The sequence below is a fragment of the Rhizobium sp. WYCCWR10014 genome (genome assembly GCF_001657485.1).
GTDB lineage: Bacteria > Pseudomonadota > Alphaproteobacteria > Rhizobiales > Rhizobiaceae > Rhizobium.
Map to the genome: position 1 here is coordinate 230,473 of NZ_LXFU01000045.1, position 20,761 is coordinate 251,233.

The window sequence follows — 20,761 nt, forward strand, 5'->3', positions numbered from 1 at the left end:
TTTTCTGGCTATCAGTTAGCCAGACTTTCGACCACGCGCCAGTTCGGCCGGCCGAGATCGAAGGGCCAGGCGTGCACATCCCGATCGTTGAAATAGACCACCTCCTGCAGATTCGGGAAGGCGCTCTGCTTCAACGTAACCGTTTCGATCCACGGCTTCATATAGGCGTCGCCGCCTTCATAGCCGAGCTCCGCCACCCAGATGGGCTTTCCGTAGCCGGCGACGAGATCATATCCCTGCTTCAGCGCTTCCGAGAAGGTCCGGTGCTCATTGTAGGCAAGCTCGTCGTAGCGCTGCAGGCCGAAGACCGAGAGCCCGACGAGGTCGACATAGTCGTCGCCGGGATAATAGGCCTCGAGGCCAGGCTCTCCCTTCGGCGACCACATGAGCTCGGTGCCGGGCGCCTCCTGGCGGACAATGTCCATCATCCGCTTGTAGGCCGTGATATAGTCCTGCGGGCTCCAGCCGGACCATGAAAACCGCCCCGACTTGTCTTCCATCTCCTGCCCCCAGCGGACGATCACCGGGCTTTTCAGCTCAGAAATCATCTGCGCGATCGCACGCATGTTGACATCATAATCACCGCGCAGAACCTTTGCGCGAAGCTCCGCAGAGCTCAGCCGCCAATCGACGTCCCAGGACCATGGCTCCACGGTGATCAGCAGATTGCGGCCTCTGGCCTGCGCATAGGCATCGGCGACGCGCAACGTCTCGAGATCGACGTCCTCCCATGGCAGGAACAGGGCTTCGGTCGCGACATTCGCCTGGGCGCCGAAATCGCCGTGCGGATCGTAAGCCCCGAACTTGATGCCGTCGGCATGAAGGACGGGGCGCTTGTCGATGATCGTCCGCACGGCCGCCGCCGGGTTCGGGGCAATGCCGGCATATTGCACTTCGCTTCGGCCCGGCAGATCCGCGACACACAGCAACAGCAGCGCTATCGCGGCGGTCGAGAGGTGGTTTTTCATCAGCTTCTTCATGGCTCACCCTCCTTTTCGGGCTACTTCCTGGCTCAGCAGGATCTGCTTCAGTTCGCTTGCCTTCGCGCTCACGGTATCCGCGGGAACAAGCTTCTGGAACTCATCGCCCTGACGCACCGATGCGTGGCGAAAGACGTACCACTCGCCGCTCGGCTGGCGCCGCTGATAGATCGTGTTGCCGATCTTGCGATGGCCGAAACAGGTGCTGGCGCGGGCCGCGCCCTCGGCATTCGTCCAGGTGGCCCGCATGCAGAGCTGACCGAGATCGTCGACCACCCATCTGCCTTCGGCAAAGGACGGCTTGCCCTTATCGTCGCTCCAGGCGACGAACCGCCGGCCGTCATCGAAGAAGCGGCCACCGCCGGTGTTCCAGGTCCAGGTCTTGTCGCCGTAGATCCGATAGAGCTCATAGGCGCTGAGCGGCGTCGGCGCGTCCTTTTTGGCAACCTCGGCGCCGTGCGCTGCCACCGGCAGGCACAGGCTGAGAGCAAGCGCTGCTCCCCATAGTCTCGATCCGATACTCATTACATCCTCCATACTCGACACTTGCCGGTTCCGCCGGCTACGCACCCTGTTCGTCTCGGCCGGTTCTGCCGAAACCATTCCATTTCAGGTGGAATTTCACGATCCTGGTCTTGCCGCCGCCGAGGCCGGCGCCGGCCACGGCAAATTGCGTTTCGGTGAAACTGACGAACGACTGGCCGTGCGAAAGAGCTTCGAGGCCGCGCAGGCCGTGGCTCCCCACCTGCGTGCCGCCGGCGACGAAAATCGCAAGCCCGGTGGCTGTCGCAAGCCACAGCCCGCGCGATTGCGGCAGCAGCGGCAGATCGTTTTCGACCGCATGGCGAACGACGATCAGCACCGTCAGCGACAGGTAGACCGAGAGGTTCATCATGGCGAAAACATAAAAACCCTGGGCGGCCGCGTCATCGGTCGCAAACATCATTGCGGCGGCGGAAAGGCCGGCGAGCCCGATATAGGGCGCGATCACGCGCAGCGGCAAAGACCGCTGCTGCTGCCTTCCCTTCGGCGTGATGCGGAAATCGACGAAGGAGTCGCAGATATAGTCGCGAACAGCGGCAAGGCTGCCGGCCAGCGACCACGGCCAGCGCAGAAAGATGAAGGCAAGCCCTTCCCAGCCGAGCAGTTTCGCATCGTGCGGCCTGAAGGTCGCCGTTGCCCGCCAGAAGAAGGCAAACAGCGTCAGCACGATCGACATCGGCACGAAATGCAGCAGGAAATCCGGATAGGTGACATTAACGAAGACACGGCCCGTCAGCAACGCAGCAACCGGCAGCAGGAACATCATGGCCATGAAGACGGAAAAGAGCGGGTACCAGAGCTGCGAGAACACGAACTGGAACCTCAGCCGCCAGGGCAGGTGCATGATGTGATGGCGGGAATGTTGCAACAGAATGGTGACCAGGCTGCGCGACCACTGGAATTCCTGGACGACGAGGTCGGTGAAATTCGCCGGTCCGTCGCCATGCGCGATCGCATCGACGGCATGCACGCCACGCCAGCCGCCGGCATTCATCATCAGCGTCGTCGAATGGTCTTCTGCAAGTTCCGGGCCGAGGCCGCCGATCTGACGAAGGGCGGCGGTACGAACCGCATAATGGGAACCGATGCAAAGTGGCGCCCAGCCATTATTGTAACCCGTCTGCAGCGAACCGTGCAGGCTTGCCTCCGCATAGAGCCTGCCACGCGCCGCCCAGCTTGTCCTGGCATTGGCATCGCAAATGCTCGGAGCGGAGACATAGCCGATCCCGGGATCGGCGAAGGGGCGCAGAACTTCACGGAGGTAGGTCGGCGTCGGCACATGGTCGGCATCGAACTGGGCGACGAAATCGTAGCGCGCATAGCCGAAATGGTCGTAGAAATAGGCGAGGTTGCCTTCCTTGCAACGCGTCCGGCGCGGCCAGGTGGTGCGATGATACTCCGCCACACCTTTTCGGGTGGAGATCAGCACACCGTGCGCCGCACACCAGCGCCTGGTTTCCTCCGAAGGGTCCTCGTCGGCGAGCCAGACATCGAAATCGACGCCGACCTGGTCGAGCATCGCCTGCAGCGTGGTGCGGACGACGGCAAAGGGCTCGGACGGCGCCTTAGTGACGACCATCGCCACCCGCCCTTCCGGCAGCAGTGCGCGAGGGCTGACCGTCCTCGCATCGAGGAAGATCAGGATGAAATAGGCCGGCACAAGCGTGATCCAGGCAAGCACGAGGGTGACGAGCACGAAGGTGGCCCAGGAAATGATATGGGCGGACTGGCACCACCAGATCCAGAAATAGCCGAGTGCCGTCAGCCAGCAGAGAATGCCGAAGCCATAGGCGACACGGTTCCAGCCGGTGAAAACAGGATCGAATGCATCAGCAGCGACGGTTTTGGCCGTCCTGACGCCATGGCCGATTTGCGAAACGTTGCTCATGCCCTCATCTCCAGCCCGAAGGTGGGGCCGGCGGTGCGGATGATCGTATCGATATCCGAGAAAGCCGGCGAGAAGCCGAGTTCCGCTTTCGCTTTTGCGGTATTGGCAAAGAGGATCGGCGGATCGCCGACGCGGCGGGAGCGATAACGTACGGGGACTTCGCGGCCGCTGGCGCGATGGATCGCCTCGAGAATCTCACGCACCGAGGTGCCCCGGCCGGAGCCGAGATTGACGCTGAGCGAGCCGCCATCCGCCAACAGATGATTGACGGCGGCGAGATGCGCCTGCGCGAGATCGCTGACATGAATATAGTCGCGAACACAGGTTCCGTCCTCGGTCGCATAATCGGTGCCGAAGATATCGAGCCGCTCCAGCCTGCCGGCGGCGGCGAGAAGGGCGCGCGGGATGAGATGGGTCTCGGGTTGATGGCGCTCGGCGAGCTCGCCGTCTGGATCTGCTCCGGCCGCATTGAAATAACGCAGTGCGGCAAAGCGGATGCCGTAGGCAGCGGCAAAATCCTCAAGCGCCATTTCGAAGATCAGCTTGGTGCGCCCATAGGGATTGACCGGGTGCTGCGGGCTTTCCTCCCGTATCGGCAGCGAGGCGGGAACGCCATAGGTGGCGCAACTGCTTGAAAAGACGATCCGGTCGATATCCTGGTCGAGGCAGGCCTCAAGCAGTGTCAGACTGCCGACGACGTTGTTCCGGTAGTATTTCCTGGGCATGTCGACGGATTCGCCGACATAGGCATTGGCACCACAATGGATGACGCAATCGGGCGAAAACTCCGCAAGGGTCCGGCGCAGCGTGGCTACGTCGGCAAGTTCCGCCCGGATGAGCGGTCCCCAGCGGACACTGTCGGCATGTCCGGTCGAGAGATTATCGTAGGTAACCGGGATCATGCCGGCGCGCGACAGCGCTTTGCAGATATGACTGCCTATGAAACCGGCGCCGCCGGTGACGAGAATGTAGCGGGGCATCTCATACGACCTCCGCCTTCTCTGTGCCGGCAAGCAGCCCGTCGAAATAGTCGACGGTGCGAGCCAAGCCGGTTTCGAGCCCGATGAGGGGCTGCCAGCCCAGCTCGGCCATGGCCCGGGAAATATCCGGCCGCCGCTGACGGGGGTCGTCGGTGACCGCCGGCAGGTGGACGATCCGGGAACGCGAGTTCGTCAGGTCCCGGATGATTTCCGCCAGGCGTCGAACGGTCATTTCGGTTGGATTGCCGAGGTTGATCGGGCCGTTGCAGGCGCTGCCGGCGGCCGAAAAACGCAGGAAACCCTCGATGAGATCGTCGACATAGCAAAAAGAACGGGTCTGCTGGCCATCGCCATAGATCGTCAGATCCGCGTTGCGCAGGGCCTGCACGATGAAATTGGAAACCACCCGCCCGTCGTCCAGGCGCATGCGTGGTCCGTAGGTATTGAAGATGCGGCCGACCTTGATGTCGATGCCATAAGTCCTGTGATAGTCGAAAAACAGGGTTTCGGCGCTGCGCTTGCCCTCGTCGTAGCAGCCGCGCGGTCCGATCTGGTTGACATTGCCGCAATAGGATTCGTGCTGCGGGCTGTGGATCGGGTCGCCATAAACCTCCGACGTCGACGACTGGACGACGATCGCACCGGTCTTTCGCGCGCAATCCAAGGTGTTGACGGCGCCGAGCACGTTGGTGAGCAGCGTTCCCACAGGATCCCGCTGATAGTCGGGCGGAGAGGCCGGAGAGGCGAAATTGAAGATGAGTGACGCGTCGATGTCGAAGGGCTGGCGAACATCGTGCTCGACGATGTGGAAGCGAGTGTTCGACGCAAGGTGATCGACATTCGCACGGCGGCCGGTGGAAAAATTATCCAGGCATATGACACGGTGGCCGCGCTGCAGAAGCCTTTCGCAGAGATGTGAACCGAGGAAACCTCCCCCGCCATTCACAAGAACGGGGCGCAACGCTTGCGCCACCGGTACGCCTGACACTTCAGAAAAGCTTTCGTTGGGAACGAAACTACGCATTACAAACTCCTTCCCATGTATTTAGTCTTTTTGATTTATTGATGCGCCTCAAGTCTTCCTATCCGTCTGGATGTTCGTGAACCTCCTATCAAGACATGAATAACTTTGTAGTTATTCTTCGCATAACTGATTTACTACTCAAATGATAAGACGATTAGCGTGAAGGTCAACTTTAAAAAGTTCTAGTATCCAAAATAATTACAGAAGTATTCTTCAATGTAACGAATGATTAATCACACTTAACCATTCTCCGCCACAATGCTTTCATCTGCCGCTCAAGCTTCACTCAATGCAGCTAATATAAAAGGGAAGGCGGGAGATTGGCCGAGCTCAACTGCTCCGCCGGTCTTGCATCCGGAAGCGCCATATGCGAGGGGTTTTGGCATGTTGAAAAAACAAGATGCAGCGCAGCTGAAAGGCCGGTGTATCCGCTCGGCGATGTTCGCCTGGGGAATGGCGCTTCTTGCGATCGGACCGACGGCCTGCACGGTCGTCAGCGACGATATCGCGGTCGTCGCGAAGAAGAATATCGTCGAGGTCGAGGCGCCGCGCGTTTCCAAGGCGTATGCCTATCCGGCAAATCGGGCCGAGCACCCGACGGGGGCAACGGTTCGCACCGTAGCTTATCATGGCTCGGCGCCCTATATCTGCTCTCCAAGCGGCTTCGGACAGAAGTCACGCTGCTTTGCACGCCCCCCGATCTGAAGCAAAAGCGTCAGATCAATTGCGCCACCGGCCGGACATATCGTCTTCACCGGCGGGATGCTCGTTGAAGAAACGGGATGCAGCTTCCGTGCGGTTTCGGACGTTCATCTTCTTGTAGATGTTGCGGACGTGAACCTTCACAGTATTTTCGGAAAGATGCAGCTTGTCGGCGATGATCTTGTTCTGCGTGCCCTTGCATATGAGATCCAGGATCTGAACCTCCCGGGTGGTCAAAGCTGAGATGCTGTCGCGCCTCAGCTTGAGCGCATTGCTGCGGGCCGCATCGACCGATTTTGTCTGATAGAGCGAAGGCTCCAGCTGAACGTTTTTGTTGGTGAGGCGATTGAGAAGTGCCGACGGAAAATGTTCGCCGCCCTTCATCAGCAGATCCACTGCAGCCATGAAGACATCGAGCCGCAGGTTGAGTGGCAGGACGCCATCGATGATCCGCGCTTCTACCAGCCGGCTGACATAGGGCTCAAGCATATCGATAGCTTCGACGACGAGTCCGATCGAGGTTTGAGGGTGGTTTTCGCGGGCGGCCTGCAGCGCTTCATGAAGCTCCGGGCCGGGTATATGATAGAATAAAACGAGTTTCATATCGCTGGCATCTTTTTCCAGCATCGGCTTTGTACTCGTTATGCTTGTCACTTCACAGTTCGGAAATTTCTTTGCCAGTGCTTCTACCATGCATTCGGAAAACAGATCCGCCTTGGCCACCACTAGTATAGTATCTCCGGACGAACCCAACTTCCTCCCCTGGTCCGCATTCTCCATTCCTGAGCCTGTCATGAACATTTACGCCTCCCCTAGCGTTACACTTTACTCAACTTGGCGCGATGGCGGGTATTAGATAGTAAGAAATGCCGACCCCAAATGTCATCGCTTTATTTTTTAGACATTTCTTAATTATGTTAATACGGATTGAGAAGGAAGGAAATGGCCCAAAGTGATTAGTTTTAGCGGACTAAAAACGATACGATACCAAGCATTGGTTGCAATCTTACTGCGATATATACTTGCAGGCTATATTTGCGCTCACTATAGATGAGAGCCGAATGTAATATTTCAGTACAGATTGTTATATTTCGTCATGCATGAAGTGTTGGATATGAGACCGGCAGACGTCGAAAGCAGCTCCTCAGCCCAGCGGCGAATGCCGGAAGTCCTGGGTTCTCGCAGCTTAGCGACGCCCCGGCCGAAGAAGTCTCAACGCTCCAACGACAGGGGCTAGCCGGACGTGGCAAATCGGCCTTAGCCCGAATTGGTATCTATCCGATCCACATTCTTTCCAGCATTCTGTGATCGTCGTCCAAGTGGCGACATGGAAAAGCCAGGTATTGTCATGCGTTTTTGATACACGGCCTCCATTATAGGGCAACTCAACGAAAAGAAAACCTGACCACTCCTTATCCTTTCAGGATTCGGAGCCGGATATGTGCGGCCTTGTACTGAGTACGTACGTTCCCAATACCAACGGTTTGATCAACAAATCGCGATGAAGCTGCAGATGACCTAGTATCGAACACATCTGCCGATGTTAACCGCATCGGAGCGAGCGCGAGTAAAATCCCATTTGAGATGAGAGGGATTTCGAAAAGCTGCTCCGGTTTTTTCTGGAGAATGCAATGTCTGACGAAATTGAAATCACCAAGGTCGGGGCACTTGCCGACGGCTTTGCCAACAGCGCTGTCAATTCCACCGAAGTCGATGACGGCTCGACCGGTTATGTCGGCGGCGTCGCCAATGGCGACAATCGCGATAATACCGACAACAGCGTTGACGTGGACGTCAAGGCGGAAATCGATGTCGCCGCCAACAATGGCGACAACCGCGACAACGAATATGACTGGAGCTACAAGTCCGACGACGATACGAGCACCAAGACCACGACGATCACCGATACCGACACCAAGACCGACTACGACTGGAGCTATGACAGCAAGACGTACAGCGACAACGACACCGACACCAAGACGATCACGGACACCGATACGAAGACCGTGACCGACACCGATATCAAGACCGTTACGGAGACGGATACGGATACGAAGACGGTTACCGACAGCAACAACACCTCCGACAGCTTCAACAAGACGGACACAGACTTCGCCGTCATCGAGGACGTCAAGGACTCCAATCTCGGCGTTGCCGGACACGACCTCACCTTCAACCTCGGGGACGACTTCTCCTTCACTCTCGACGTCGACAGCATCCTGAACAATTCGCTGACCGGCGCAGGCAATGACAGCGGCTTCAGCGCCGTCCAGGCGAACCATCTTGCCGACCAGGATAGCGCCTGGAACGTCAAGATGGATAACGAAGGCGCCCAGAACCACCTGAATGCCAATGGCGGCACCGCCAATAGTGCAGACGGCTTGGACATGGACGGCAAAGGCTGGGATCTCAAGGCTGGCGACGACGCCACTGGCTCGAGCGCGGCCGATGCTTCGGCAATCCTTGCCAATTCCGGCTTCCACCTCGAGTTCGTTCAGGGTGCGAACCTGCTCAGCAATACGGTCGACTCCAGCGTCATCGGCGGCAATTCTCATGTCTCCGACGTCGGCGAGGATACCAGCACCTGACACTGACCTCCAGCGACCAAGACGAACTGCACCGGCTCAAGCCGGTGCAGTTTGATTGCTTGAAAACGATTTGACGACCACACACGGCTCCCGGGCGGGCGCCTCCAAGGCCGATCGTCATCTCGAATGGGAGGGCCGAACCATGCATATCGAGAAGATTTCGGAAATTATTGCGCACTTCATCGGTCTCTTCGAGATGACGACCGACGAGATGAGGTTGCGTACCAACTATGCCGAAGGCGCAGGACCGGGCGCGGATGGACCGGCTCTGCCGGATCAGGATGCCTTTACCGCCGCCTTCTCTTCCGATTTCCAGCTCAAGGATTACGATCCGGGCATCAATTACAAAAGCGGCAGTTACGAAATCGAATTTGGCCCGGCGCGCCATTTCGGCCGCGTCTTCGAAGAGAGCCTCGAGAAGCTGGCGGCGATTGCCGGAAAGGACATCCCGTTACCACATTTCGGCGATCCCAAGGATATGGTGCTCACGGATGAGCCGGAACTGACAGTCTTTGCCGGGCCTGGTTCGGCGATCAGTCATGTCCTCCAGGTCAACGCCCTCTACGACGACGACTATCTCGATATGACGGATGGCGTCCATGCGCCTCGAGACACGAGTTTCGTCGTCGAGCGGCTCGCGGATTTCAGCGCCAAGGCCGAGGTCTTCACGCCTTTTGCGAGCCTCCACCGCACCGATACCTATGATGGCGCCCTGAGGATCGCCGAGGATCTCAAAAGCTATATCCAGAATGCCCAGAATACCGAGGATAGCGGCGCAACCTCGCTCGGCACCGACGCGACGCATGATTTTGTCCGCCTCGACCCCGAGGTCAACGACACCGTCTACATCAACGGCAAGGCCGAGACCGATATACCGGTCCTCGACGACTTCCTGCCCGACCGCGGTCTCGCCAAGCTCCCGGAAGAACTCGACGACAGCAATACATCCGTCGAGCAGACCGAGCCCAGCGGCAACAGCCTTGAGGTGACCGCCGGTGCGAACGTCGTCGTCAACGTCGCCTCCGTGATCCACACCGGTGTCATTACATCGGTCACCGCCGTCATGGGCAACTATCATCAGATCGACGCGGTCTCCCAGGCCTTCGTATACAGCGACAATGACGAGATTGCTTCGGCGCTGCGCTCATCCGGTCATTCGGCCGAGGAAGCCGGAACGATCGCCAAGAACATCGCCGTCTTCGAACAAAGCACCTTCGAAGCATCGAGCCATGCCGAACCCGATTCTGCCGATCCGACGTTCCCCAACAACTGGCGCGTCAGCGTCATCGACGGTGACGTCTCCTTCGTCCAGTGGATCGAGCAGTATCAGTTCGTCACCGACAACGACACGATGACGGTCACCACCTCAGGGTCCGAAGCCACGGTTCTGACGGGCGGCAATACCTCGATCAATTTCTCCTCTTTTTTCCAGATGGGCCTGCAATATGATCTGGTGATCATCGGCGGCAATGTGCTCGATATCAACAGCATCACGCAGGTCTCGCTGCTCTACGATAATGACTGGGTGCGGGCAGAGGGCGACCTCGATCCCGGCGCCGACATACAAACGGGCAACAACCTGATCTGGAATTTCGCCTCGATCCACAATGTCGGGACGGGCGGTCCATTCGAGGCCATGCCCGACTACATGATCGACGCGCAGAAGGCGATCGAAGATCGCGATCCCAATATGCCGGAGGGGCTGTCGTTCGATGCGAATTTCCAAGGATATGCCGGGCTGAATGTACTCTACATCACCGGCAATCTCTACGACATGACAATCATAAAGCAGATCAGCATCCTCGGCGATTCCGACGACGTGACCCAGGCGGCATCGACCATCCTCGAAAACAATCCCGACGCAACGGTTACGATCGACACGGGCAGCAATGCGGTCGTCAACATCGCCGAGATCGTCGACTACGACAGTTTCGGCCAGACGACCTATCTGGCAGGCCAGCTCTATTCAGACGCCATCCTCATTCAGGGCGGGCTGGTGGAGCATGACACGACACAGCCACAGCCAGCCGACGACAGGCTGGCCAACGAAGTCATCGCTTTTCTCGACAATGACGATCCGGCGGGCGGCGATTGCGCTGACGGCGTCATCAATGCCGGGCATGATTATTCATGGTCGTCGACGCACCCCGCCGACGTAATGCAAGCCATGGTCGCCTGACCTTGAGTATTGCGAAGGAACCACGATGAACCAGATTTCGAAACAAGTCTTTGCGGCAGGGAGCGCTCTCGATCTGAGGTCGGGCACTATTCCCTCCGCTGCCCCCTCGGAAGCGACGATGACCGATGTGTGCATCTCCGCGATCGACGAGGCGGTCGAGAACCTTCGCAGGCTGAGCGGCGCCGCTGCTTCGTCTCCCAATGGCCGCAAGGAGACGTCTGAGGTTGCGGCAAACGAGGCTGCCGATATCGGACACGCAAGCGCAACGCAGGCGCCCCTTCCGGAAAAGACGGCGGTGCCGGAAGCTAAAGTGGGAACGGCACCTCCTGTTGCGGTGGCGCAGGGCCTGGCGACAGCAAAACCGGCGGAAGCGCCGGCCCAGCCGCAGATCGAAGCACGCGTGGCCCCCGAACTGCCGAAAGAGAAGACCGAGCTTAAATCGAGCCCGACGATGCCCTTCGGCAAGACCATCGAAGGAGAAAGCGGTCCGATCAGCGAGAACGACAGGCGGCTGCGCACCGGCGGCGGCGGAAACGGTAAGGATTCCGATCCCGGGGGCGGCGGGGGCGGGGGCGGGGGAAGCGGCGGCGGTTTTCACAAGCGCAGTGAGCCTGTGAATTTCGCCGCCAGCCTCTCGCGCGGCATGGCGGCGGTACGGCACAATATGGTCGTCGTCATGATGTTCACGATCGCCATCAACGTCCTCCTGCTGGCGATACCGCTTTATCTCTTCCAGATATCCGACCGGGTGCTGACAAGCCGCTCCATCGATACGCTCGTCATGCTCTCGATCGCCGTGCTTGGCGCCGTGCTGCTGCAGGCCTTCATGGATTCGGTGCGTCGCTTTATCCTGATGCGCACCGCGGTGGAGCTCGAAGTACAGCTCGGTGCGCCGATCCTCAGCGCTGCAGCGAGGGCATCGCTGCATGGCAGCGGCAAGGACTATCAGACGCTGCAGGATCTGCAGCTGCTGCGCGGCTTCCTGACATCAGGCACGCTGATCGCATTTCTCGATGCGCCGCTGATGCCATTCTTCGTGGTCGTCGTCTATTTCGTGCATCCGCATCTCGGCATCATCATCATGGTCTGCTGCGCGGTGCTTTTTGTCATCGCCTATCTGAACCAGAAATTCACCGCCCGGCAATTCGCCGAATCCAACGGCTATCTCAGCCGGGCGAATTTCCATCTCGATTCCATGTCGCGCAATTCGCAGATCATCAACGCAATGGCGATGATCCCCGAGGCCGTGAAGATGTGGGGCCGGGAGACGGCTGGTTCGCTGAAATCGCAAGTCGAGGCACAGGACCGCAACATCATCTTCTCCGGCATATCGAAGGCCTGCCGCATGGTCACCCAGGTCACCCTGCTCGGCTGGGGCGCGCATCTGTCGCTCTCCGGCGAGCTGACGGGCGGCATGGTGATTGCGGCCTCGATCATCTCGGGACGCGCGCTGGCACCAATCGAAGGCGCCATCGAAGGCTGGAACCAGTTCAACCGGTCGGCAGCCGCCTATGGCAGGATCAAGGGACTGCTCTTGAATTCCCCATTGAACTTCCCGCGCCTGCGTCTCCCCAATCCCGAAGGCCGGCTCGATGTCGAACGCATTCTCTTCGTGCCGCCACCGCAAAAGAAGGTCATTCTCAACGGCATCTCCTTCTCGCTCAGAAAAGGGGAATCGCTTGCGATCATCGGCAATTCCGGGTCCGGCAAGACGACGCTCGGCAAGATGCTCGTCGGCTCGATCGTTCCGACATCGGGAAATGTGCGCCTCGACCTGATGGATCTGCGCAACTGGGACCAGCGCCAGTTCGGCGAAAGCATCGGCTATCTGCCGCAGGATGTGCAGCTCTTTCCCGGCACGATCAAGGCCAATATCTGCCGCATGCGCGACGACGTCGACGATCACCAGATCTACGAGGCCGCGGTGCTGGCCGACGTGCACGAACTCATCGCGGGCTTCCCGCAGGGCTACGAAACCATCGTGGCAGCCGATGGCGCTCCGCTTTCGGGCGGCCAGAAGCAGCGCATCGCGCTGGCCCGCGCCTTCTTCGGCAATCCCAAATTCGTGGTCCTCGACGAGCCGAATTCGAATCTCGATACCCAGGGCGAGGCAGCCCTTGCCAAGGCGCTGATCCACGCCAAGAAGCAGGGCATTACCACCGTCACGATTACCCAGCGCCCGGCTCTCCTCCAATGCGTCGACAAAATCCTCGTGCTCAAGGAGGGCACTGTCGCCATGTTCGGGGAAAGGATCGAGGTGCTGCAGGCGCTTTCCAAGAACAACGGCAATAACGGTCAACAAGCACCGCGCATTGAGGGATGAACGACATGGGACGGAAAAAGCAGGAGACATCAGGCCCGGTGCAGCTCGAATGGTATAGCGACGTGCCGCGCTCGATCCGTATGCACAGCATCGTCGGCCTGACGGTTCTCTTCACCTCCTTTGGCGGGTTCGGCTTCTGGGCGGCGACGGCACCGCTTGCTTCGGCTGTCATCGCGCAGGGAAGCTTTGTCGCGACCGGCAACAACAAGATCGTTCAGCATCTGGAAGGCGGCATCATCAAGGAGATGCACGTCAGCGAGGGCGATACGGTCAAGGAAGGCGATATCCTGCTGACCCTCGATCCCACAGCATCCCGCTCAAACGAGCGGATGCTGCAGCTTCGCCGCCTGCGCCTGGAAGCTGTCGTCGCAAGGCTCCGCGCCGAAGCGCAGGGCCTGCGCGAATTCCAACTTCCCGACATCGTGATGAAAGAGGCAAGCGACCCCGACATCAACGCGATCATCCAGAGCCAGAACGTCGTCTTCCACAGCAAGCAGATCAAGCTCGAAGAGCAGCTCAATCTGATCGAGAAGAACATCAAGTCGCTCGAATACCGGTTCGCCGGCTATAGGGGCCAACGAGAATCCTTTGAAAGGCAATTGTCGCTGCTGAGCGAGGAACGCGATTCCAAGGCCCGACTGGTCAAGGTCGGCTATATGCGCAAGACGGATCTGCTGGCAATCGAGCGGGCGATCGCCGATGCGATGGGCGACATTGCTCGGCTGAACGGCGAACTCAACGAGAGCGAGGCGGAGATCGCCAAATTCCGCCAGGAAGCCGTCATCGCCGTCAACTCCAACAAGCAGGCGGCACTCGATGCGCTCGAGACCGCCGAAACCGATCTGGACAGCGTGCGAGAACAGATGCGCGAGGCCGCCGGCGTGCTCGACCGCACCACTATCCGTTCACCGGTGTCGGGCACGGTGGTGCGCTCCTATTTTCACACAGCCGGCGGTGTTATCACGACAGGAAAGCCGATTATGGAGATCCTGCCGTCACATGTGCCGCTGATCCTGGAAGCGCAGGTGCTGCGCACCTCGATCGATCAGCTGCATGAGGGAGAAACGGCCTCGATCCGCCTCACGGCGCTCAACCGGCGCACGACCCCTGTTCTGCAGGGCAAGGTCTTCTACGTCTCAGCCGATTCGATCGAGGAAAATTCGGGAGCTTCGGTCAAGGACGTCTATATCGTCCGCGTCGGAATACCCGATTCCGAGATTGCGCGGGTGCACAATTTCCATCCCGTTCCCGGCATGCCGGCTGAAGTTCTGATTCAGACGTCGGAACGCACCTTCTTCGAATATCTGAGCAAACCGATCACCGACAGCATGTCCCGGGCTTTCAAGGAGCGCTGATCGCTCACGATCCGGCACGGGCGGTCCGGTAAATATGACGGACTTGCCCGTTGTTCTGATGTAGTGTCCACATGTCATCCCTTGAGGGATGGATCCCCTCCGGGGAGAAAGGGTCAAGCATGGCGGCGATGTCCGATGTCCTGCTGCGGGTCGGCCGCCTGAATTATGTCTGGACGAACACCGAAAGCCTGCTGATCTACATCATCGCCCATCTTCTCCGGGTCGAAAAGGATGCAGCAATCGTCGTGTTCCTGACGCTCAACACCACGCGCGCCCGGATCGATCTCATCGAACGGCTGTCCAAGCTCGCTTCGACCTCTCCTTCCGACCGGAAGACGATCCTTTCAGCCATGTCGCGGCTGAAGAAGGAATCCAAGACCCGCAACAAGTACAATCACTGCATCTATTCCTTCGACGAAAAGGGAGAGATCTCGAGTACCCAGCTGATGCGGCTCGTCGAGGACGACAAGGAGATCCGCTACGGCAAGATCGAACAGATGGACGCGCGCGAGCTCGACCTTCTCGAAAAGTCGATCGCCGAGATCGTCGCCATCAGCCGGACGCTCTGGGCCTTCATCCATGCGAGCCCGCAGATCTCCGGCGAGCTCTGATCTAATCCTTATGTACGCATGTTCTCAAAACCGCTGCACACTTTCGGGCGATGTCCGTTGAAGCGCAGCTTCCTTCAGGACGCGTTGCGCTTTATCGCTTTGAATCTGTGCATCATTTTCACCAAAAATCGATCGCGATTTTGGCTTATGCGCCGGCTCAGGACTAATCCCATTTAGGTCCCGCAAATCATCCGGACGGTTTATTTGAAGATCGGTGTTTCCCATTAGAATGAAACCTCCCGAGTGACGTATGGGGTATTGGGGGCGGACATGCGCATAGATATCATCGACACCATTGCGGGGTTCGAGGCGGCACGTGAGAACTGGGATCAGGTCTTCCTGGAAGATCCCGACGCGCAACATTTCCTCTCCTGGATATGGCTGAAGAACTATCTCTCCCGCCGCCGCCGCTGGTTCATCCTCGCCCTTCGCGAACGCGATCCCGAAGCACCCTATGTCGCCTTCTTTCCGCTGCGCCTCATCACGCATCTGGACGAGAAGACCGGGCTCTTCTACGACGAGATCATCATGGCCGGGAATTTTGCGGCCGATTATACCGGCTTCATCGTCAGACCGGATTACGAGCATCACGCCATTGCCGGCTTTACTTCGTTTCTCAAACATCAGAACTGGACGGACCTGAAGCTCGAATATTTCAGCGGTCCCGCCGGCCGGCGCGAGAAGATGATCGAGGCGCTGCAGGGGCCGGAGGTGATGTTTCGCGACAGCTCGCCCAAGAACAGCGAGAATATCGACAATACGATCTGCCCGATCGTCCCCCTGCCGGCGAGCTTCGACGACTATCTCGAACAGCGCATGAGTAGCCAGACGCGCCAGAAGCTCCGGCGCTTCCTGCGCAAGGTCGAAGGCGATGATATTTACCGGATCACGATGGCAACTCCCGAGACCATCGATCGGGACTTGGACATCCTCTTCAATCTCTGGCGGATCAAGTGGAGTGCCCGCAAAGGCACGGAGCGGACCGAGCGGCTGATCATCACCACACGCGAAATGCTGATGGACAGCTTCAACTGCGGCAATCTCGAGGTACCGGTGTTTTGGCACGGCGATCAGCCGCTCGGCGCGCTGGCGAATATCGTCGACCGGCAGAAGAAGGCGATCCTCTTTTATATCACCGGCCGCGACGAAAACTGGAAGACGCCGTCTCCCGGTCTTATCCTACACGGCTACTGCATCCGCCGGGCGATCGAGCACGGGTTCAAGACTTATGATTTCCTGCGCGGAAACGAACCCTACAAGTACATGTTCGGGGCGGAGGAAAGGCGGATCAGCTGTACCTTGTTCCGCACCCGCAACGGCCAGAATCTGCATGGCGTGCTCAACCCGCGCAGCATTCGTTTCGTCTATGAACAGGCGCTCGACATGTACCGGAACGGAGCCCGGAGCAAGGCGGAGATCGCCTTCAACCAGGTCCTGCAATCGGCTCCCGGCCATACCGGCGCGGAATTCGGGCTCGCCAATCTGCTGTTCGACCGCGGCAAACTGACGGAGGCACTGGCTGCCTACAAGACTCTCGTCGAGCAAGCGCCCGATCCGACACCGATCCAAATGCGGCTTGGCGACACGCAGCTTGCGCTACATCAATATGAGCAGGCCGCAGAGACTTTCCGCCGAGTTGGCGAGATCGGGCCGCATCTCATCCAGGCGCATTACAAGCGCGGTATCGCCCTTGCAGCCAGCAAACGGCTGGCCGAGGCGGAGACCGTCTTCGCCGCGATCCAGCAGGTGCATTCGGACGATCCGGCCGCCCTCGACTATGCCGCCAAGGCGGGTGTTGCCCTTGAGCGGATCCGCATGAGTGCCGAGGCCGCCGTTGGCAAGACGGACGTCGTGCCGGAGACCATCGCCCGCTGGAACCGGGGACGGCAACTCAGCGAGCGACGCCGACCACGCCTGCATTGATGTGGTTTGCCATGGCGCGGAAATGCGGTCCGGCGGCTCCGGGACGCGCAGTCACCATCGTCTTTGATTTTGAGCTGCGATCGTTGTTAAAAGAAGCGCGAGCCTATTTTGCAACTCCTCAGTGAGAAGTCATGCAGACAAATGCAGACGGCGCCGAAAGGGAACGGCTTCTGGCCATTCTCGATTTCTGGCACAAAATCGAGTTCTTCATTCCTTACGATCTCTCCAGTCGCATCGTCTCCGGTGAAGGCCGAAGTGTTTTCTGGTTGCATGCGAAAACGCTCGGGGATGACGGTGCCGCACTCAGCCGTCCAGCGATCCCCGAGGAGAAGCAGATCACGGGTTTTACCCTGTTCCTCGGCGTTTTCAGCAAATCTGAAATTTCCGATATCCGCAGACACTTCGATGGCGTTGCGTCCGATATCGCCGAATATGACGATGCCGAACGCAGCGACCTCGATGGCGATACCTGCTTTGCTAGCCTGCAACTCTCTCCCTTGGGACAGCCGATGTTTGAAACATTTTCGGTTTCCACGCTGCCATGGGCTCTGGGACGGGTGCGGAAATCCGGCCTCTCCTCGCTCGGCTACGAGGCATTTGCCGACAGCAAACGGCAGCTCTCGGAATTGCTCCAAAATTTTCGGGCACAGCGGCATCTGATATCTTCATCCTCCGAGGACACGGTCGATCAGCCGATCGATGCCACCGAAATCCTGACGCTGCATGAATTGCTCTGCGATTGGGCCGGCTTTGCCTCGAAGCAGGAAAAGCCCATCGCCGCCGTTGAAATACGCTATCGAGACCGGCTGGAAAAACCTGAGCTCATCTCCTTGCCGCCACCGCCGGAAAGCAATGCGCTCGATGCCGACGACGAGGAGGACGAAAGTGCAAGCGTTGAAGACGACATCGGCATCCTGAACAGCTTCTTCATCGAGGATATCGAGCGCGCGATGATGGGGGTCAAACACGGCGATATCCCCAAGCCGCTCAGGCAATATCTCACTCCGCTCGCGCAGGAGAAGCGGATCGACCTCTACACCGAGGATGGACGCAAGGCGATCGCTCGAGCCTTGCATCCTGGCAATCTCAATCGCGGACGTTGGCTCAGCGAAGGCCACCAGGCGATGAGCCTCATGCAGCAGTTTGCGATCAATTCGGCGATTCGCGACCTTTCGGAGACGGGACTGTTCTCGGTCAACGGCCCGCCAGGGACGGGAAAGACGACCCTGCTTCGCGACATGTTCGCAGATAATATCGTCCGGCGCGCCCGCGTCCTGGCCTCCTTGAAGACGGCGCGCGATGCCTTTGACGGTTCGGCGCGCCGCCTCACTTTCGCGGACCGGAGCACAAGTTCGATATCGGCGCTGATCCCGGCCCTTGCTGGTTTCGAAATGGTCGTCGCCTCCTCCAACAACGCTGCCGTGGAGAATATCTCGCGCGACCTTCCCAAGCGAAGCTCGATCGCGGGCACGTCTTCATTCCAATATCTGCAGACGGTGGCACACAAGATCGCCTGCCAGAAGGACAATGGGGCGGTCGTCAAGCTCTCCGACGGCGACCGCCCATGGGGGCTGATCGCCTGTGCGCTCGGCAACTCCCGGAACCGTCGAGCCTTCAAGGAACGTTTCGCCTTCATGGAAATCACAGAAAGGCCGAAGCCCGGCTGGTCGGGTGCCGACAAGCCACAGACCATCTGGGAATGGCTGAAGGGTTATAGGGGACCAACCTTCGCCGAAGCATCGGCGGCATTTCATGCCGCCGACAGGGTGGTTCGCGACAAGATCGGCGAATATGCACGCTATGCCGATCTCCATGACGAAATCGCCCTAGTTTCCCGGGATGCATTCTGCCGCGAGGCGCTTGAACAGGTCAGAGCAGCTGCGGCCGAACTTCGGCAAGCGCAGGAGCGTTGCGACGTGGTTGCGGCCGACATGCTCCGTATCAGGGAAGGGTTGTCTCCTCTGAGGGAGGAGGAACTGTTGCTCGATCGCAGCGCTCCTGCGTGGTGGGAGAAAGTGCTATCGACCAACCCTGCACGGCAGCATCGGCAAAATGTCGCCGCCAATGCGCGCCAACAGCTGGAACTGCGCAAGGCGCTGGCGGAATGCGAACATCAACTTGCGAAAAACCCTTGGACCTACGTTCGAAAAGTCCTTGCGGAGACATCAACGTGCCGAACAGGCACTACGGTCGCAACGAGAAATCTGGTCCAGGAAAAGGGAGGAATTTGGCCGCCTGGGGGAAATTCTCAACCATCCCACCCTACCCACGCGCCTCGCCGATCTCGAGACCGATCGGTACCAGATTGACGGTCTGTGGCATCAGAACGAATTGGCAGGTCTGCGCTCGGCATTGCTGGAAGCAGCGTTGGTACTGCATCAAGCGTGGCTGGTGGATGTCGGCAGGAAAGGTGGAGGTTTTGGAGGAAACATCGTCGCCATCAACAAACTGCTTTCCAACAACGGTCCCGTCGATGGCAAGCATGTTGCGTCGATCTGGCAGAGCCTTTTCATGATCGTTCCGATCGTGTCGACGACATTTGCCTCCTTTGCGCGGCAGTTCCGTGGTCTCGACACTGGCTCGATCGGTTGGGTCTTCATCGATGAAGCCGGCCAGGCGGTGCCGCAAGCAGCCGTCGGCGCCCTGTTGCGGGCGCGCCGCGTCATGGTGATCGGCGATCCCCAGCAGATCGAACCGGTTTTTACGCTGCCCAGCGCGTTGATCACCGCCACCTCGGCTCTCTCGCCGCATACGGCGACAGGACAATATTCGCCGAACAGGGCATCGGTGCAGATGCTGGCCGATGCCGCCAACCGCTATGGAACGATGCTCTCGGGCGAGGAGGCGGACGGGCTCTGGATCGGCAGCCCTCTCAGGGTACATCGGCGCTGCATCGATCCGATGTTCAGCCTTGCCAACCAGATCGCCTATCGGAACAAGATGGTCTTCGGGCTGGAAGAGCGCCGGCCGGCCAGCGACGCTCCACCGTTTTATGGCGACAGCGCCTGGATCGATATCAAGGGTAGGGTATCGGGCAAGCAGGTCGTTGGAGAACAGACGGGTTTCATCGCCGACGTCCTCACCGCCACCTATCGCCGGGACGGCATATTGCCAGATCTCTACATCATCTCGCCTTTCAAGGAGGTCAAGAATCAGCTGAGGCAGGCTCTGGCCCATGCAGCATGGATCGATCCGGACGGAAATATGCGCGCGTCTCCACCGAAGTTGTCGAGGTGGCTGAAGGAAAGGATCGGCACGGTGCATAGTTTCCAGGGCAAGGAAGAAGACATCGTTTTCATGGTGCTCGGCGCCGATGCCGCTCATAGCGGAGCAGCAGCCTGGGCCGCAGCGAAGCCGAACCTTTTGAACGTTGCCCTGACACGTGCAAAACGCCGATTCTATATCGTCGGCGATCGTACCCTCTGGGGAACCTTGCCTTACTTCAGGGAGACAGCGAGCGCCTTGGAGACAATACAGGCAGCCGAATTCCTGGCTCGGAATGAATTGAACTGAAGGATCCGGATCCGATTGCTGCCGGCGGATGCCTGCCACGATCACATTTGGAAACGCAAAAAGCCCGCACGAGGCGGGCTTTTGCATATTGTCTATTTGGGAAGATTGGTTGCGGGGGCAGGATTTGAACCGTCCTTCGGACCCTTCAGGTT

At 58.9% G+C, this 20,761-nt stretch carries 14 protein-coding genes and 1 pseudogene; 8 read left to right on the plus strand and 7 right to left on the minus strand.

Translation table 11 applies throughout. The features are described from left to right. Positions 1 to 11 precede the first annotated feature (11 nt). The 5 genes from A6U98_RS25105 to A6U98_RS25125 are packed head-to-tail and all read right to left on the minus strand — an operon-like array spanning position 12 to position 5,415. Positions 12 to 980: a glycosyl hydrolase gene (locus tag A6U98_RS25105; protein ID WP_064653701.1), complete on the minus strand. Its 969-nt coding sequence runs from the start codon at positions 978 to 980 to the stop codon at positions 12 to 14. A 3-nt stretch (positions 981 to 983) separates the two neighbouring features. Continuing rightward, entirely contained in the window at positions 984 to 1,505 is a 522-nt protein-coding gene (locus A6U98_RS25110) for a DUF995 domain-containing protein (RefSeq protein ID WP_064653703.1), read from the minus strand. Between the two features lie 37 nt (positions 1,506 to 1,542). After that, positions 1,543 to 3,411, minus strand: coding sequence for a glycosyltransferase family 2 protein (locus A6U98_RS25115; RefSeq protein WP_064653705.1), 1,869 nt, complete (start codon positions 3,409 to 3,411; stop codon positions 1,543 to 1,545). Continuing rightward, the gene (gene galE / locus A6U98_RS25120) at positions 3,408 to 4,391 is read right to left on the minus strand and encodes a UDP-glucose 4-epimerase GalE (protein WP_064653707.1); all 984 of its coding nucleotides are present in this window, start codon (positions 4,389 to 4,391) and stop codon (positions 3,408 to 3,410) included. The genes A6U98_RS25115 and galE overlap by 4 nt, the downstream gene beginning before the upstream one ends. A 1-nt stretch (position 4,392) precedes the next feature. Next, complete coding sequence (locus tag A6U98_RS25125) at positions 4,393 to 5,415, minus strand: UDP-glucuronic acid decarboxylase family protein (protein ID WP_064653708.1); 1,023 nt, start codon at positions 5,413 to 5,415, stop codon at positions 4,393 to 4,395. Between the two features lie 384 nt (positions 5,416 to 5,799). Here A6U98_RS25125 and A6U98_RS25130 point away from each other — a divergent pair, with 384 nt between their 5' ends. Continuing rightward, the gene (locus A6U98_RS25130) at positions 5,800 to 6,120 is read left to right on the plus strand and encodes a hypothetical protein (protein WP_064653710.1); all 321 of its coding nucleotides are present in this window, start codon (positions 5,800 to 5,802) and stop codon (positions 6,118 to 6,120) included. 15 nt (positions 6,121 to 6,135) lie between these two features. On the opposite strand, the gene A6U98_RS25135 is transcribed toward A6U98_RS25130, so the two are convergent. Continuing rightward, positions 6,136 to 6,918, minus strand: coding sequence for a response regulator transcription factor (locus A6U98_RS25135; protein ID WP_064653712.1), 783 nt, complete (start codon positions 6,916 to 6,918; stop codon positions 6,136 to 6,138). An 830-nt stretch (positions 6,919 to 7,748) separates the two neighbouring features. Here A6U98_RS25135 and A6U98_RS25140 point away from each other — a divergent pair. The 5 genes from A6U98_RS25140 to A6U98_RS25160 all read left to right on the plus strand — a co-directional run bounded on the left by A6U98_RS25140 (position 7,749) and on the right by A6U98_RS25160 (position 15,173). Next, positions 7,749 to 8,705 (plus strand): hypothetical protein, encoded by a 957-nt coding sequence (locus tag A6U98_RS25140; RefSeq protein ID WP_064653714.1) that lies wholly within the window; start codon positions 7,749 to 7,751, stop codon positions 8,703 to 8,705. A 142-nt stretch (positions 8,706 to 8,847) separates the two neighbouring features. Then, the gene (locus A6U98_RS25145; RefSeq protein ID WP_064653743.1) at positions 8,848 to 10,884 is read left to right on the plus strand and encodes a hypothetical protein; all 2,037 of its coding nucleotides are present in this window, start codon (positions 8,848 to 8,850) and stop codon (positions 10,882 to 10,884) included. 25 nt (positions 10,885 to 10,909) lie between these two features. Then, positions 10,910 to 13,207: a type I secretion system permease/ATPase gene (locus A6U98_RS25150; protein WP_064653716.1), complete on the plus strand. Its 2,298-nt coding sequence runs from the start codon at positions 10,910 to 10,912 to the stop codon at positions 13,205 to 13,207. A gap of 5 nt (positions 13,208 to 13,212) precedes the next feature. After that, positions 13,213 to 14,562 carry an HlyD family type I secretion periplasmic adaptor subunit gene (locus A6U98_RS25155; RefSeq protein ID WP_064653718.1) on the plus strand — a complete coding sequence of 450 codons (1,350 nt, stop codon included), beginning with the start codon at positions 13,213 to 13,215 and terminating at the stop codon, positions 14,560 to 14,562. 119 nt (positions 14,563 to 14,681) lie between these two features. Next, positions 14,682 to 15,173 carry a hypothetical protein gene (locus A6U98_RS25160; RefSeq protein ID WP_064653720.1) on the plus strand — a complete coding sequence of 164 codons (492 nt, stop codon included), beginning with the start codon at positions 14,682 to 14,684 and terminating at the stop codon, positions 15,171 to 15,173. Positions 15,174 to 15,197: 24 nt separating this feature from the next. On the opposite strand, the gene A6U98_RS36930 is transcribed toward A6U98_RS25160, so the two are convergent. Next, entirely contained in the window at positions 15,198 to 15,398 is a 201-nt protein-coding gene (locus A6U98_RS36930) for a hypothetical protein (RefSeq protein ID WP_156667894.1), read from the minus strand. A gap of 45 nt (positions 15,399 to 15,443) precedes the next feature. Here A6U98_RS36930 and A6U98_RS25165 point away from each other — a divergent pair, with 45 nt between their 5' ends. Further along, positions 15,444 to 17,096: a GNAT family N-acetyltransferase gene (locus A6U98_RS25165; RefSeq protein ID WP_064653722.1), complete on the plus strand. Its 1,653-nt coding sequence runs from the start codon at positions 15,444 to 15,446 to the stop codon at positions 17,094 to 17,096. A gap of 131 nt (positions 17,097 to 17,227) precedes the next feature. Next, positions 17,228 to 20,609 (plus strand): annotated as a pseudogene (locus A6U98_RS25170) (AAA domain-containing protein). Positions 20,610 to 20,761: the final 152 nt, after the last annotated feature.